This is a genomic window from Ligilactobacillus equi DSM 15833 = JCM 10991, from assembly GCF_001435735.1.
Lineage (GTDB): Bacteria > Bacillota > Bacilli > Lactobacillales > Lactobacillaceae > Ligilactobacillus > Ligilactobacillus equi.
Genome location: NZ_AZFH01000087.1, coordinates 1,933 through 18,124, shown reverse-complemented (window position 1 = coordinate 18,124; position 16,192 = coordinate 1,933). Strand labels below are relative to the sequence as shown.

Below are 16,192 nucleotides of genomic sequence, written 5' to 3'. Positions count from 1 at the left end.
TATGCAAATCGCTTATAAAACTGATATTGGCCAAGTGCGCCAAAATAACGAAGACAGCGTAGGTTATTTTGAAAATCAAGCCGGAATCAAGCTGGCCATCGTTGCGGATGGGGTCGGTGGCCATCAGGCTGGTGAAGTGGCCTCGGGGATGGCAGTTACCCATCTCGGCTATCAATTTGAACAAACCACTTTTACGACCAGTCAAGAAGGAGAAGCCTGGTTAAAAACAGTAGTGATGGTGGAAAACCAGACAATCTTAGCGAAGGCCCACAGCTATCAAGACCTCAGCGGGATGGGGACGACCCTAGTATGTGCCTTAATCTTTCCTAAAAGTTTTATCATGGCCAATATCGGCGACAGTCGGGGCTATTTGTTGCGCCAGGGGAAATTAAGTCAACTAACGGAAGATCATTCTTTTGTGAATGAACTCTTAAAGCGGGGGGAAATCAGTCCGAGTGAAGCTCAACATCACCCGCAAAAAAACCTTATTACCCGGAGCTTAGGAATTTCCAAGCAAACGGAAATTGATGAAAAAACTTTCCCAAGTCAAAATGACGACCTCTTACTTCTTTGTAGTGATGGTCTAACCAATATGGTAAGTGATGATGAGTTACAGGCAGTCCTTTTGCAAGATAATTCGTTGACAGAAAAATGCCAAACCTTAATTACCTTAGCTAACCAGGCTGGTGGCCGGGATAACATTACGGTGTTTTTATTGGCTTTAGATCGCGAGGTGGAGTAAATGCGTGCTGGACAAATCATTGATGGCCGTTACCAGATCCTCCGCACTTTAGGTGAAGGGGGGATGGCCACCGTCTATCTCGCAGAAGACCGCTATCTCAAGCGCCAAGTTGCTATTAAGTTTTTACGCTTAGATTTACGTGATGATGAGGTTGCCAGTCGGCGCTTCTATCGTGAAGCGCAGGCCTTGACAGAATTATCTAATCCACACGTGGTAGAAATTTATGATGTTGGTGAAGTTAGTGGTACCCAGTATTTAGTCATGGAATACGTTAAGGGCTCTAACCTTAAAGAATATATCCGTCAAAACGCACCCTTGGCTTATACTAAGGTTCAAGCCATTATGCTGCAAATTTTAGCCGCGGTCATGGAAGCCCACCGTCATGGGATTGTCCACCGGGATTTAAAGCCTCAAAACATTCTCTTAGATGAAAATGAAAAGGTCAAAATTACGGACTTTGGAATTGCCATGGCGGTCGCAGATGAAACCTTAACTAGAACGAATACCGTTCTCGGCTCTGTTCACTATATTTCTCCGGAACAAGCTCGTGGGAGTCTGATAACTAAGCAATCAGATATCTATTCTTTAGGGATTATTATGTATGAGCTCCTAACAGGTGAAGTCCCTTATCAAGGGGAAACGGCGGTTTCGATTGCCTTACAACATTTCCAAAAGCAAATGCCTTATGTCCGTGAAAGAGATGCTTCGATTCCCCAAGCTTTAGAAAATGTGATTCTCAAGGCGACAGCCAAAGATGTCAAGGATCGTTATAAAGACATCGAAGAGATGCGGGCGGATTTGCAGACTGCATTGTCGGTTACCCGCCTAAAGGAACCGCGTTGGTATCCTCAAGATGATGAAAACGATGCGACAAAGGTCCTAACTAATGTGAACGATGAAATCAAAAAGATTAACCAGTTGCAAAAGGCTTCCCAGTTTAGCCGCCGAAAACAAGGTCAGCTAAAGAAGCTCAAAGTTGTATTTGCAATCGTGGTTTTAGGGCTAGTTTTGGGAGCTATTTTAATCTTTTATCCAAGACAAGTTCAGGTTCCGCGACTTCAAGGACAGACACTGAGTAAGGCCCAAAGTGAACTATTGCAAGCTAACTTAAAGAGTCAAGTTAAGTACCGTTATGATGATAAAGTTGCGAAAAATAAGGTGATAAAAGCCACCCCCAAAGAAGCCAAGCGGGGGCAAACTATCGTACTTTATGTTTCAAAGGGTCAAAAAGCCCGTGCATTTGGGGATTACTTAGATCAAGACTATGACATGGTGGCTAAGAAACTGCAAAAGCAAGGCGTCAAGGTGAAATACAAATTTGTTTATGCTAGTGAATATCGTCGTGGACTAATCATGGACCAAACACTTTCACCTAAGAAAAAGGTAATTCCTAAGCAAACTAAGGTGACCTTCACGGTTAGTGCCGGGTCTGAGTCGACCTTGCTGAAAGATTTGACGGGGAAAACTCAGGCTCAAGCTCAAGCCTACGCTAAGAAGCATGGTTTGAACTTAGAAGTTGCCAAGCGTGCTAGTGTGCAAAAAGCCGGGAAGGTTACGGCTCAAAATCCTGGTGCTGCAACTTGGTTGCAAGCAGGTTCAACTTTAAGGGTTGTAGTTTCTAATGGAAAGGGCAGCGACCCAGAAGAGCTTGTGGATCAAACCACGTTTTCATTTCCAATTACGATTAACTATGTTGAAAATGGCACCGGGACGAATGAAATCAAAATTTATTTAGAGGATGCCAACCATAATTATAAGAATGTTTACCAACAATTCAGAATCAATAAAAATACTACGATGTCGATAACCTTTACTTTAGATGCGGGTAAGACGGGCAAGTACAAAGTAGTCCGTGATGGCCGTGTCATTGCTGAAAATCAAAAAGTACATCAATAAATAAAGAAAGACCGCTTTCATGTAAAAAGTTGAGAGCGGTCTTTGTATATAGAAGATTTTTTTGTATAATCACAGAACAAAGCATGATTCAGTAAGTATTGAACTTGTAGAATAATTATTGAATTTAACTTAAATTTAAGCTAAAATATATTCATATGCTTAGACAGAAGTATTACATAAAGTTTGGATTGGGGGACGAAATATGGAGGTCAAGCAGGTGACCTTAAGCCAAGAAAAAATAAATCGGCGCTATTTTTATCGCTGTGTGAAGCGTTTATTTGATTTTTGCGCCAGTTTAATAGCGTTAATCCCATTGTCAGTTATTTTCTTGCTTATAGCAATTTTGATTAAGTTAGACGATCGGGGACCGATTATGTTTACCCAAACACGAGTGGGAAGAAATGGTAAGTTATTCAAAATCTATAAATTTCGTTCCATGCGGGTTAATGCGGAAGATTTACTGGAAAAACTCAAGGCGCATAATCAAGTCGAAGGACCGATGTTTAAGATGAAAGATGACCCGCGCATTACGCGGGTGGGGAAATTTCTGAGAAAGACGAGTTTGGATGAGCTGCCCCAATTGCTAAACGTAGTAAAGGGGGATATGAGCCTAGTGGGTCCAAGACCGCCTTTGCCAGCTGAAGTTGAGCAATACAGTGATTATGACAAGCAACGCTTGTATGTAATGCCGGGCTGTACAGGTTTATGGCAAGCGACGGAGAGAAACAATACAGGTTTTTCAGGAATGGTCAAATTAGACTTGGAATACATACAAAAAGCAAGTGTTTGGTTAGATTTAAAAATAATCTTAATGACAATCAAAGTAATTTTTGTGCCGAATGGGGCATATTAAGAGAGGAAAAAGAAGATGAAAGTATGCTTAGTTGGCTCTTCTGGCGGGCATTTAACACATTTGTATATGCTAAAGCCATTCTGGAAAAAGCATGACCGTTTTTGGGTTACCTTTGATAAGGAAGATGCGCGAAGTGTCTTAGAAGGGGAAAGGTTAATTCCTTGTTACTACCCAACAAATAGGTCATTAAAAGCTTTCCTAATTAACACAAGATTGGCATGGAAAGTTTTACGGAAAGAAAAACCAGATCTAATTATCTCATCTGGTGCAGCGGTAGCAGTTCCTTTTTTCTGGTTAGGTAAGTTATTTGGTGCAAAGACTATATACATAGAAGTGTTTGATCGAATTGACAAGCCAACAGTAACAGGAAAGATGGTATACCCAGTTACAGATGAATTTATCGTTCAATGGGAAGAAATGAAGAAAGTCTACCCGAAAGCCAAGAATTTAGGGAGTATTTTTTAATGATATTTGTGACAGTAGGCACGCATGAGCAGCCGTTTAATCGCCTTATAAAGAAAGTCGATGAGCTAAAGCGTGATGGCATTATAACAGAAGAAGTTATAATACAGATTGGCTTTAGTACATATGAACCCAAGTATTGTCAGTGGCAAAAACTTTTTCCTTTTAACGAAATGAGAGAATATGTGGAGAAGGCCCGAATTGTTATAACTCATGGTGGGCCTTCTTCGTTTATTATGCCACTTCAAGAAGGCAAAACACCGATAGTTGTTCCAAGATTAAGCAAATTCCATGAACATGTGAATGACCATCAGTTGGATTTTGCTAAAGCTGTTAATGAGCGGTATAAAAATTTAATAGTTGTTGAAGAAGTATCAGAATTAAAGAATTGTATTTTAAATTATGACGACATAGTAAAAAGAATAGATTCTAATATTATAGAAAATAATGATATATTCAACAAGAAAATTGAGAATATAGTGTCTAAACTCTTTGTTTAATAGCCTATAAGTTACTATGTTGTAGCTCGGAGTACACTAGAACTAACTAGTAAGGTGTTCCTTACTAGTTTGTTTATTATAATAAAAAGTTAAGATTAAAATCACTTAAAGTAAATGAGGATGCGTAGAAGTGAAAAAGATTAAGGAAATACTGGATATAGGTAAGATAGACAGTGAAGAAGAATTATTTAAAAAAATAGATAACTATGAGTACGTATCGTTTGACATTTTTGATACATTATTGAAACGAATTGTAAAAGAACCATCTGATGTATTTAGGATAATGGAAGATAAGCTAAAGAGGCCAGGCTTTTATTCTGCTAGAATTAATGCAGAAAATATTGCGCGTAATAATACTTCTGCAGAAGTGACAATTAATGATATTTATGATAATTTCAATACTGATCAAAAAGAAGAATATATTGATTTAGAACAAAGTATTGAAAAGGATGTTTTAGTTTGCAATCCAATGATGGTTAATGTATATCGAAAGTGTATTGAAAAACATAAAAAAGTATATATTATTTCGGATATGTACCTTCCCTCAACTTTTTTAAAAGAAGTATTAAGAAATAATGGTATTACTCAGTATGAAAAACTTTACGTATCATGTGAATTAGGAAAGACGAAAGCGAAGGGAGATTTATTTGACTTATATTTAGAAGAAAATAATATTTCTCCGAAAAATGCAGTTCATATTGGTGATTCATGGAAATCTGATTATGTAAATGCAAAAAAATCAGGAATTAGTGCGGTACATATTCCAAGGGTGATAATAGGCTATGAAACTGAGAAATATAAAACAAGAAGTGAGTATATGCTTCAGAAATTTATAAAGAGTACTGTAGAGAATAATAAATTTGATGAATATGGTACCTTTGGATATCAAAAATTTGGTCCTTTCTTATGGGGATATGTTCGATGGATTCATAATCAGTTAAAAAAAGAAAAAATAAAAAAAGTATATTTCTTTTCAAGAGATGGATATATTATGATGAAAGCATACCAGAAGCTATATCCAAATAATGATGTAGATGTTCATTATTTGGAAGTGTCGCGAAGAAGTTTACGAATACCAACGCTTTGGATGGACTGTAGCTTTGATAACATGCTGACAATGGTGTCACCTTCAAAAAGAATAGCATTAGCATCTATTTTTGATTGTGTAGGGTTGTGTATTGATGATTATCAAAATTTATTGAATAAGTATAAATTTAATGTAAAAGTTACTTTTGATCGTAATAATATTAAGCATGAATCTGAGTTAAGAAAAATGTATTCTGAACTTAAAGAGGATATAATTAATAATTCCAAATTGGAATATGATAAATTAATTCAATATTTAAAGCAGGAAAATGTTATTGGCAAATTCGCAATTGTTGATATAGGTTGGTCTGGGGGAATGCAGAGATTCTTGAAAAAGACGCTTGATACTCTTAATATAAAAAATAATATCTACGGTTATTATATTGGAATAGCAGACTATTATACGAGAAATATGAGTGTTCCACTAAATATGCGAGGGTATTTGTTTGACTTTAAAAATAATTCTAACGAGATTGATAAGAGAAGTAGCTTTGTAGGTTTATTTGAAACGTTGTTTTTAGAGCAAGGTGGGTCAGTGAAAAATTATTCACAAAAAGATAATAAAATTGTAGCAGAAAGATATGAATATGAGTATATGAAAAATGGTAAGCCAACTAGTGAATTAACCAAAGTAAGAGCTGTTCAAGAAGGTGCCTTACAATTTATTGAGACGATTAAAAAAAATAATTTTTTGTCAAAAGAATACTTTACTCCAGACGAGTTATATAGCGGTTTAAGAAATACAGGACAGAGGCCAACGATAAAAGACATACAGATGTTTGCGGATTTTAATTTTTATGATGAAGGAGAAGATGTCAAGTTAGCTAATCCAAAAGGATTAGCATTTTATATTTTCCACCTAGGTAACCTAAAAAATGATTTTTTAAGTTCCAGATGGAAGGTTGGTTTCTTGAAAAGAATGTTTAAATTTAATTTACCTTATGAAAATATATACACTTGGTTGTTGAGATTTAAATAGTGAGGATAGTATGAAGAAAATTTTAATAATTGGATTAACAGAACGAATGGGAGGGGTTGAAACATTTATATATAATACTACGAGATTTTCAAATAAACAAAAGTATGTGTACGATTATTTGGCACATGGAACAGATAAAGTAGTCTTTCAAGAAGAAATTAGCAAATTTTATGATAATGAAAATCATTTTTATTTTGTTCCTAGTGTGAAGAGAAATCCAATTCAGGCATTAAGAGCACTTTCTAAGTTTTATAAGGAGCATGGTGGTGAATACGATTATGTTCATTTACAGACAGGGGCAACCTCTGAATTAATGTACGTCCTTCCCTTTATTAATAAGTATAAGTTTAAATTGATTACACATAGTCATAATGGGAATGGATACTCACCTGTAATTAATTCTATCTTTAAACCACTAGTAAATCTTACTTCTACTAAAAAATTATCATGTTCGAACGAAGCAACTGATTGGTTGTTCGGTAAAAAATATGAAGATAACGTTGAAATTATAAATAATGGAATTGATTCTGAGCAATTTACTTTTAATTTAGAAAAAAGGAAGTACATTAGAAATAAATATAACCTCACAGAAAGTAAGTTTGTAGTTGGTCATATTGGACGATTCTCAGAGCAAAAAAATCATGTATTTATCATTAAGATTTTTAAGGAAATAGTCAAAAAGAATAGTAATGCAGTTTTGATGCTAGTTGGGACAGGAGAATTAGAGGAAAGTATAAAAGAGTTAGTTAAAAAAAATAATTTAATTGACAAGGTAATATTTTGCGGACTACAGAAGGATACTGCAGCTTATTATAGCGCATTTGATGTATTCTTAATGCCCTCGTTATATGAAGGACTTCCTATTGTTGGAATTGAAGCACAGTCTGAAGGCTTGCCATGTTATTTTTCAACTAGTATTTCTGAACAAATTAAAATTACTAAGAATGCTAACTTGGTGTCTTTGAATAATTCTTCTGCTGAGTGGGCAAAGAAGATTACAGAAAGTAAAGTAGCTTTGAATGAGAGAAAAGGATTTGCTAAAGTTATTAATGATAATGGTTATTCAATAAGAGGTACTGTCAGAAAATTAGAGGAAATTTATGAGGTTGATTGAGTATGGATAAAATTAGTGTTATAGTTCCAGTATATAATGTGGAGAAATATTTAAATCGTTGTGTACAAAGTATACTTTCGCAAACTTATAAAGATCTTGAGATAATTTTAGTTGATGATGGAGCGACAGACCGAAGTGGTGCAATGTGTGATACCTATAAAAATGATGATGACAGAATTATTGTGGTTCACAAGCAAAATGAAGGGTTAGGTCTAGCTCGCAATACAGGTCTAAAGTATGCCACCGGTAAATATGTAATGTTTGTCGATAGTGATGATTACATAGATTCCGATGTAGTGGCAAAATTATATGATGACTTAGTGTCAAATATGGCGGATACCTGCATTGGTGGGTTTACTAGAGTTTCCTCGAGTAACATTAAGGAAATCCATGAAAATGCCTATTTAGGTAATACTTTTGAGGGTGATAGTATTAAAAAAATTTTATTACCTAGTATGTTCGGAAAATCTCCAAATGATGATAAGTATACAGAAATGTCAGTTTGGAAAGTTCTATTTACTAAAAGTATTATTGATAGTAATAATATTATTTTTCCATCTGAACGAGAATTTATTAGTGAAGATATTATTTTTGATATAGATTATTATAGTAAGGCAAAAAAAATTTATATGAGCAGCTGTAATGGCTATAATTACTGTGATAATGCTGGAACTTTGACAACTAGATATAATCCTGATCGGTTTAGTCAACAAGTTAAATTGTATAAAGAGTTAATAAAAAGGACTGACAAAATAGGGATTTTAGTTTTTTGCAAGGAGCGATTAGATAATACATTAATTTCCATTGCAAGGTATAGTATAAAATTAGAAGTTAAATACAGAAAAAAGAATGGTATTTTACACGAAAAGAAAAAAATTAAAGAAATTTGTGAGAATAAAGTATTGAAAAATGTATTTAATGAATTTGATAATTCTCAATTACCAATTGGCTCAAAGTTAATTAATTTTTTTATAAAAAATAAGATGATTAAGCCTTTAGAATTTATTATGATTTTAAAGAGTAGGTTGGGAGTTTAAGAAAAAGGAGAAGTAACTTGTAATGATACCTAAAAAAGTTCATTATATTTGGTTAGGTGGGAATAAACTAAGTCCTTTAAGTATGATGGTAAAAAATTCATGGAAAAGGAATTTACCCGAGTATGAAATAATAGAGTGGAATGAAAACAACTTACCTATAAATGAGTTACGCAAGAAAAATAAATTTTTTGATGAATGTTGTAAAAGAAATTTATGGGCATTTATGTCTGATTACCTGAGATTATGGATACTATATAATTATGGTGGTATTTATATGGATACCGATGTTGAAGTAGTAAAAAGTATGGATAAGTTACTGATAAATAAGTCTTTTTTTGGATTTGAATCTGGAAATGAAGCATTGGGCGAATATATAGGTACGGGAGTGATTGGATCTGAAAAAGGAAACAAAACTATAAAATATTTATTAGATTTCTATAACCAAGGAATTTGGGAAGACGATGAGTATGTGAATACTATTCTTTTAAAGAAAATTTATTTGAGAAATAAAAATGTTTTTAAAGAGGCAAAAATCTATCCTCGTTCAACATTCGCTCCATATTCTCCATATGATTATATAGAAAACGAAAAGAGCACTATAGAAAGAAATGAAACAATAACTATACATTGGTATTCATCAAATTGGAACATGTCATTAAAAGGATATTTATTTTTAACAACAAAGAATATACCGAATTCTATATTAAGATATATTATTAAACTTAGAAGGCTTATTGGCTATTTCAAAAGGTATTGGAATTGGGAAAGAGTGCACAATTCATTTTCAAAGAAGCACTAACATATTTTTATGAAATTACGAGGTGAAATTATCATGAGTAGTGACAGTTCACGTGAATCTAGTTATATTAAAGTTATAGGCATAATATTTTATGTTATGTATACTTTAAAGTATAGTTTTGAATTAACTTATATTCACATGTCTAATACAATAGATAGTATGTTACTAATGTTTTGTGTAGTACTAGCTATCTTAGCTATGACAATGATGAAAATGTCTGTTAAAGAATTAATTGTGCTAATAGGTATTATTATCATTGGTTTAAGTGTTTATTGGTCATCAAAAGAGTCTCTGTACATAATGCTTATTTTTGCAGCAATAATGATTAGAACTACCGATTATAGAACAGCGCTATGGACTATCTTTATAACTAAATTTATTTTAACGCTGATGATAGTTTTGTTGTCGCTACTTTCAATAATTCCAATAGGGCATATGCTAGTGCCCAAAGGAATCTTTGGATTTGTAATGGGGTATAGCTTAGGATTTAGTCATCCTAATAATATGGCTGAATCAGTATTTTTTTTAATAGCTGCTTATTTATGTATAAAGGAAGAAAAAATTACAATCTATGATGGTATTGTTATAGCAATTGTAGAGGAGGCTTGCTACCAAATTACTAAGTCAAAGGCAACGTTCTTGCTGATAATATTAATGTTACTACTAATTTTTTTACGAAATACATCTTTTATAAAATTTATAATAAAAAAATTATATGGAATATATATATTGCTAATTAGCTTAGTTATTTCGATATTATTACCGATGATTTATGCAATGTCTACTGGGGTAGTTCGTTCTATATCATTTGAACTAAATGGATTATTAAACGGTAGGTTATCTAATGCTAGTCATTTATATGAGTTGTTCAATCTTACATCTTTTGGTGAAATAGTAAATGATGTAGCTTTGAAGCAAAGATTTGGGTATGGTGTTGTTGACAATGGATATTCTTTCGCACTATTTAATTATGGTATAGTTGGATTAACATTAATTATGTTACTGTATTTAATATCTGTCAGAAATTTACTGAAACAAGGACATTTTGTTTACGTGATTGTAATATTAATGTTTTTAACTCTTGGTATTTCTGAAAATATCATTAGAGCACCATATATGAATTTTACGATGATTTTTTGGTATGAAGCCATCTTTTTTAATCAGGGACTAAATAAAGATGCTACTAAGATTATCTAAAGGAGTGCAGACTATGATTTCATTTATTATTCCTGTATATAATGCAGAAAAGTATATAAATAGATGTTTAGATAGTTTTTTAGCTCAAACTAGTAAAGATTTCGAATTAATTATCGTTGACGATGGTTCATCGGATAAATCAATTGAACTAGTGCAGAATTATTGTTCTAAAATAAACGTAAGAATCGTACTGTCAAATCATACAGGTGTATCACATGCACGGAATGTAGGATTAGAAGTGGCAAAGGGAGATATTATTGGTTTTTGTGACATAGATGATGTAGTAAGTAGTGAATTGGTTGCTAGTGTAAAAAAATCTTTCGATTGTAATACTGATATAGTTTATGTATTAGCTAAAGAAGTTCAAGATAATAATATTGAAAAATTTTTAAATAATTATAATTTTTCTACGACTAGCCACAATATAAGCGTAAATAATTTTCTAGACAAGATTTTGTTTGATGATAGCGTTTATGGCTCAGTGTGGAATAAATTTTTTTCTCCAAAAGTAATATCTAGTATTTTTTTTGATGAATCTTTAAATATGTGTGAAGATTTAGAATTCCTTTATAGGGTAATAAATAAGCAACGGGATACTTTAAAAATTAAGGAAATTTCGAAAATTTTGTATGGATATGTTCAAAGTGGGGGGAGCACTACTAAAATAGAAAATTTATACACAGATACAAAAACTAATGAATTTTCTTATGGAAAGGCATTAAAACAAATGATTAATATTTCTCCTAATATGAAAGAGGAATCTATGTTAAAGGCTAAGCTGTTTGAAATAGCTAGTTATTCTTTAATAAAAGGAATGTATAGTAATTTTGGGCAACGCACCTCTCTAATTAACGAGTCAAAAGGTGCAGTTAGATGCTATTTATCCAGTAAACACTACAGCAACAAACACAAAATTAAAAGAATAGTAAAATGTGTAATAAAAATATTAGGATGAATATTTCTTATTTTGTTGGGAATTTGTGACTGAAATGTGAGCTAGAAGAAAGGTTATTAAGTGAAAGCAAAGAAAAGTATATTACTTGTAACGATACAAGATGATTATAATATTGGAAATAGGCTTCAGAATTATGCTCTGCAATATTTGTTGACTAATCATGGTTTTGAGGTAACAAATTTAAAGGATCGGATTGAAACATCAGCTGGTGTAAAGGAAAATATTAAAATTATCATAAAAAATGTGTTATCTTTAGTAGGTATTAAAAAATATAAAAAGCAGATGCTAATTGAAAATAATATGCGGAATAGGTATATGGCGAACAAACAGTTTTCTATAAATAATATTAATAATATTATTCAGATTAACCATACATCTGTATATGAAGAGGATTGGAGTAAATATAGCTTAGGAATAGTTGGTAGCGATCAAGTATGGCATAAATGGTTTGATGACGGTTATGAGTTACCATATTATTATTTACAATTCTTGCCTAAAGAAAAGAGAGTTTCGTATGCAGCAAGTTTTGGTTTTGAAGACTTTCCAGCAGAAGATAAAGTGCAACATATAGAGGGAATACAAGGGATGAATAAGATATCATGTCGTGAATCTGGTGGATGTCGTTTAGTAGAGCAAGTTACTGGGGAGAAGGTGCCACATGTTTTAGATCCGACTTTATTGTTAACGAAAAATGAATGGGAAAATCTTATTAAGGACAGTAATGAATATTCTAAAAATCAAGGAAGTTATATTTTCGTATATTTTTTAGGAAATATAACATCAGAATATCAGAAAGAAATTGATAAGATAGCTAATAGTAGAAAAACTAAAATTATTGATTTTCTAAATTTTGAAGATGAAAATATTTCGTCATGTGGACCTAAGGAATTTGTTAATTTAATAAAAAATGCTGATTATATTTTTACAGATTCATTTCACTGCTGTGTATTTTCTATTTTATTTAATAAAGATTTTAAAGCTTTTCGACGTAGTCAATCAGGTATGGAGAAAATGTTTAATCGTATTGAAGAACTGTTAGTGAATACTGGAAACCAAGATAAGGCTTTTGGCGGGGTAAGTTCAAATATAATTACCAAAGATTTTCAAAAACTTCAACAAGCATCACTTGATTATTTAGAGGAGATTTTAAGAGACAGAAAATAGTTGTGTAATAGATACATTTGTAATATGGCTAGGTGTTTAATATTTTCACTGTAGTGTGAGAATTACTCTTACATGCAATTGTTACTTTAGTTTTTTGTTTAGCCATATAATCAAAATTTATAAGATGAAGACAACTTTAATTATTTTGGTTTTATGAGATGAAGTAAATTTAAAGTATGGATACCACTAGCATTTACAAGTATATAGATGTCAAAACTATAAAGTACAAGTTCGATTTTTGATATTTTGTTAGGGGTATTAATTTGGAAAGTTAACGTATTGGATGAGATATTTATAGGAATAAATCCTAATGAAACGCTAAGGATATTTCTGATGATTTTTTAAATTTAAGATAAAATAACTATCGAGGAAGTGATAAACGTTGGAATTTAATCGTACGCAAAATGCTGCGAGAAATATATTCTTTGGTATGGTACTGAAAGTATATCAGTTAATTGTGCCGTTTGTAATGCGGACAGTTATGCTTTATTACTTGGGAATTCAATATCTGGGGTTAAATAGTTTGTTCACCTCAGTTCTTCAAGTATTAAATTTGGCTGAACTTGGAGTAGGAAGTGCCATGGTTTATAGCATGTATAAACCTATCGTTGAAAATAATCGTGCTCAAATTCGTTCTTTGATGCGCCTTTATCGTACGTATTACCGCATAATTGGTCTGGTTATTTTGGTTTCTGGTACTATTTTAACACCATTCATACCACATTTAATTCATGGTAGTGTTCCTAGTGATATGAATATCTACATTCTGTACTTATTAAATCTGGCAGCGACTGTTTTATCTTATTGGCTTTTTGCTTATAAGAACAGTATTTTAAATGCGTATCAAAGAGTAGATGTCGTAAGTAAGGTAACTCTTTTTACCAATACAGTGATGTATGCGTTTCAAATATGGATGATTGTTGAATTTAAAAATTATTATGCATATATTATAGTAACACTGGCTAGTCAGGTTTTGACTAATATATTGACAGCTATTGCGGCCAACAAACTTTATCCTGATTTAAATCCTGGCGCGCCACTAGATAAAGAGGAAGTTAAAATTATCAACCGAAGAATCCGTGATTTGATGACATCAAGATTGGGTTCTGTGGCGATGACTACTTCAGATACAATTATCATTTCAAGTTTCTTAGGCTTAACGATTTTAGCGCAGTACCAAAATTATTTTTATATAGTAACAGCAGCTGCTGGAATTTTGGGAATTGTGTTTAATTCTGTTACAGCAGGAATTGGTAATAGTTTGATTGTTGAAACTAAAGAAAAAAATGTTCAAGATTTGGCAAAGTTTACGTTTATAATAAGTTGGGTAAGTGGTGTTGGTGCTGCGTGCATGCTGACTCTTTTCCAACCATTTATGGAATTATGGGTAGGAAGGAAAAATTTATTGTCGTTTGGCGTGGTTGTATGTATGGCAATTTATTTCTTTGTTACAGAAGTTAATCAATTATTAAATACATATAAGGATGCGGGTGGCATATGGCACAAGGATCGTTATCGCACTTTGGTTGTGAGTATGATAAATATTTTTTTAAACTTACTAATGACACCGTTCTTTGGAGTCTATGGGGCAATGTTGTCAACAGTTCTCGCTATTTTATGTGTAGGGATGCCTTGGATTTTTTATAATTTGTTTACAACAATTTTTGAAAAACGTCACTTGAAGAAATACTTAAAAAAAGTAATATTATATGTATTTGTGACTATTATAGGCTGTGTTTTTTCTGTTGTGATATGCTCATTTATTAAAACAAGTTTAGTGCTGTCCTTGATAATTAATTTAATAATTAGTGTAGTAATTATGGATATTTTATATTTTGTGGTATATCGTGGACAATACGAATTTTCAGAGACTATAAAGTTAGTAGATAAACTTACAAAACATAAAATTCCATTGCTGAAAAAATTTATATAAGTTGGAGAGATAGACGTGGATATTAAGAAAATTGACAATAGATTAAAATCATATAATGAGGCTAGTGGTGTTATATCATACTATAATAACTCTAAAATTAAGTTAAATGAGTATGGAGAATACGAAGAGAAAATTGATAATACAACTATTCTTAACGGTATTTCTCCTAATTATACTGATATAACTAATGAAGACGAAATATCTAAAGAATTATATGGTAATTTAGACGGTATTTTCTATGATAAACGAATTGGATATTACAAATCTCTCTACGTAGGGCATGTTGCAGAAGGTAATTATCGGAAAAATGCTAGTTCTGGTGGTGTAGGAACATGGATTTTTAAAGAATTATTTGAGCGTAACCTAATTGATGGTGTTATTCATGTTAAGCAGACCTCAGGTGATGTTGACAAGTTGTTTTCTTACCAAATTTCTAAAAGTATTGAGGAAATTCAAGACGGTGCAAAAACTAAATATTATCCTGTAGAGTTGTCTGAAGTACTTGAAATTGTTAGGAATACACCTGGTAGATATGCGATAATTGGAATTCCTAGTTTCATCTATGCATTAAGATTACTTTCTAAGAAGGATGCCATTATTGGTGAAAGAATCAAATATATGATTGGTTTAATTTGTGGTCATCAAAAGAGTAGCACATTTGCCGATTTTATGGGTTGGCAATTAGGATTTAAACCGGGAAATATGACATACATTAATTTCAGAAAAAAATTACCCGGCAGACGTTCATCCGATTACGGCATCGAAGTTCATGGCTATATTGATGGTAAATACACTGAAAAAATTTCACCAACGTCTGAACTGTTAGGACAAGACTGGGGACAAGGTTGGTTTAGAGTCTTTGCGTCAGACTATACGGATGATGTTTTTAATGAAACAGCTGATTTAGTGTTAGGTGATGCTTGGTTACCTGGATATACAGACGACAGTGATGGAAACAATGTTGTTATTGTTAGGAATGAGGCAATTGATGAAATTATTAAGGAATCACTTAAAAACGGAAATTTGAATTTTGATGATACTGACGCTGATACAATTTTCAAGTCTCAAAGTTCAGGTTATCGTCACCTCTATCAAGAATTACCATATCGCTTATATAAACGTGATAAAGAAGAAATGAAACGTCCTAAAAAACGCGTAGAAGCCTCCGAGGATATTCAACCAAAGCGGAGAAAAATTCAAGATATTCGAGAAGATATTTCTATTAATAGTCACATTTACTTTAAGGAAGCTGTTGAAAAAGGGGATTTACAATATTTTATAGATAAAATGATGCCATTATCCAATCAATATTACCAATTGTATAGAAAGACACTACTTAGGCGTGTCATGGGTAAATTGAAGCGGGTTCTGTCAAGTAGAAAAATACTTTAAACATGTTGACAATAGAGGGAAATAGATGATAATTGAGAAAACAAAACGATTAAGTAGTAGTCAGAGTTATAAAATTCAGATGA

14 protein-coding genes are annotated in these 16,192 nt (G+C 32.5%); all 14 read left to right on the top strand.

The window, feature by feature from the left end; genetic code table 11:
- Window position 1: 1 nt before the first annotated feature.
- The 14 genes from FC36_RS06625 to FC36_RS06560 all read left to right on the top strand — a co-directional run bounded on the left by FC36_RS06625 (window position 2) and on the right by FC36_RS06560 (window position 16,109).
- Window positions 2-742: a Stp1/IreP family PP2C-type Ser/Thr phosphatase gene (locus tag FC36_RS06625; RefSeq protein ID WP_023859158.1), complete on the top strand. Its 741-nt coding sequence runs from the start codon at window positions 2-4 to the stop codon at window positions 740-742.
- Window positions 743-2,638, top strand: coding sequence for a Stk1 family PASTA domain-containing Ser/Thr kinase (gene pknB / locus FC36_RS06620; RefSeq protein ID WP_056986792.1), 1,896 nt, complete (start codon window positions 743-745; stop codon window positions 2,636-2,638).
- A gap of 202 nt (window positions 2,639-2,840) precedes the next feature.
- Window positions 2,841-3,491, top strand: coding sequence for a sugar transferase (locus tag FC36_RS06615; RefSeq protein ID WP_025020899.1), 651 nt, complete (start codon window positions 2,841-2,843; stop codon window positions 3,489-3,491).
- A 15-nt stretch (window positions 3,492-3,506) separates the two neighbouring features.
- Window positions 3,507-3,956 carry a PssD/Cps14F family polysaccharide biosynthesis glycosyltransferase gene (gene pssD, locus FC36_RS06610; RefSeq protein WP_025020898.1) on the top strand — a complete coding sequence of 150 codons (450 nt, stop codon included), beginning with the start codon at window positions 3,507-3,509 and terminating at the stop codon, window positions 3,954-3,956.
- Window positions 3,956-4,453, top strand: coding sequence for a glycosyltransferase (locus FC36_RS06605; protein ID WP_025020897.1), 498 nt, complete (start codon window positions 3,956-3,958; stop codon window positions 4,451-4,453). The genes pssD and FC36_RS06605 overlap by 1 nt, the downstream gene beginning before the upstream one ends.
- A 130-nt stretch (window positions 4,454-4,583) precedes the next feature.
- A complete protein-coding gene (locus FC36_RS06600) occupies window positions 4,584-6,518 on the top strand; it encodes an HAD family hydrolase (protein WP_025020896.1) in 1,935 nt (644 codons plus the stop codon).
- A 10-nt stretch (window positions 6,519-6,528) separates the two neighbouring features.
- A complete protein-coding gene (locus tag FC36_RS06595; protein ID WP_025020895.1) occupies window positions 6,529-7,632 on the top strand; it encodes a glycosyltransferase in 1,104 nt (367 codons plus the stop codon).
- 2 nt (window positions 7,633-7,634) lie between these two features.
- Window positions 7,635-8,669, top strand: a complete 1,035-nt coding sequence (locus FC36_RS06590) for a glycosyltransferase family 2 protein (RefSeq protein WP_025020894.1) — start codon at window positions 7,635-7,637, stop codon at window positions 8,667-8,669.
- Window positions 8,670-8,691: 22 nt separating this feature from the next.
- A complete protein-coding gene (locus FC36_RS06585) occupies window positions 8,692-9,468 on the top strand; it encodes a glycosyltransferase family 32 protein (RefSeq protein ID WP_056986791.1) in 777 nt (258 codons plus the stop codon).
- Between the two features lie 33 nt (window positions 9,469-9,501).
- Window positions 9,502-10,665 carry a hypothetical protein gene (locus tag FC36_RS06580; protein ID WP_056986790.1) on the top strand — a complete coding sequence of 388 codons (1,164 nt, stop codon included), beginning with the start codon at window positions 9,502-9,504 and terminating at the stop codon, window positions 10,663-10,665.
- Between the two features lie 13 nt (window positions 10,666-10,678).
- Window positions 10,679-11,620 carry a glycosyltransferase family 2 protein gene (locus FC36_RS06575; protein WP_025020891.1) on the top strand — a complete coding sequence of 314 codons (942 nt, stop codon included), beginning with the start codon at window positions 10,679-10,681 and terminating at the stop codon, window positions 11,618-11,620.
- A gap of 60 nt (window positions 11,621-11,680) precedes the next feature.
- Complete coding sequence (locus FC36_RS06570) at window positions 11,681-12,784, top strand: polysaccharide pyruvyl transferase family protein (protein ID WP_025020890.1); 1,104 nt, start codon at window positions 11,681-11,683, stop codon at window positions 12,782-12,784.
- Window positions 12,785-13,166: 382 nt separating this feature from the next.
- A complete protein-coding gene (locus FC36_RS06565; protein WP_025020889.1) occupies window positions 13,167-14,717 on the top strand; it encodes an oligosaccharide flippase family protein in 1,551 nt (516 codons plus the stop codon).
- A 15-nt stretch (window positions 14,718-14,732) separates the two neighbouring features.
- Window positions 14,733-16,109, top strand: coding sequence for a Coenzyme F420 hydrogenase/dehydrogenase, beta subunit C-terminal domain (locus FC36_RS06560; RefSeq protein ID WP_025020888.1), 1,377 nt, complete (start codon window positions 14,733-14,735; stop codon window positions 16,107-16,109).
- Window positions 16,110-16,192: the final 83 nt, after the last annotated feature.

Coding starts and splice junctions, on each gene's coding strand:
- FC36_RS06625 (WP_023859158.1), top strand. CDS start 2: ATGCAAATCGCTTATAAAACTGATATTGGCCAAGTGCGCCAAAATAAC.
- pknB (WP_056986792.1), top strand. CDS start 743: ATGCGTGCTGGACAAATCATTGATGGCCGTTACCAGATCCTCCGCACT.
- FC36_RS06615 (WP_025020899.1), top strand. CDS start 2,841: ATGGAGGTCAAGCAGGTGACCTTAAGCCAAGAAAAAATAAATCGGCGC.
- pssD (WP_025020898.1), top strand. CDS start 3,507: ATGAAAGTATGCTTAGTTGGCTCTTCTGGCGGGCATTTAACACATTTG.
- FC36_RS06605 (WP_025020897.1), top strand. CDS start 3,956: ATGATATTTGTGACAGTAGGCACGCATGAGCAGCCGTTTAATCGCCTT.
- FC36_RS06595 (WP_025020895.1), top strand. CDS start 6,529: ATGAAGAAAATTTTAATAATTGGATTAACAGAACGAATGGGAGGGGTT.
- FC36_RS06590 (WP_025020894.1), top strand. CDS start 7,635: ATGGATAAAATTAGTGTTATAGTTCCAGTATATAATGTGGAGAAATAT.
- FC36_RS06585 (WP_056986791.1), top strand. CDS start 8,692: ATGATACCTAAAAAAGTTCATTATATTTGGTTAGGTGGGAATAAACTA.
- FC36_RS06580 (WP_056986790.1), top strand. CDS start 9,502: ATGAGTAGTGACAGTTCACGTGAATCTAGTTATATTAAAGTTATAGGC.
- FC36_RS06575 (WP_025020891.1), top strand. CDS start 10,679: ATGATTTCATTTATTATTCCTGTATATAATGCAGAAAAGTATATAAAT.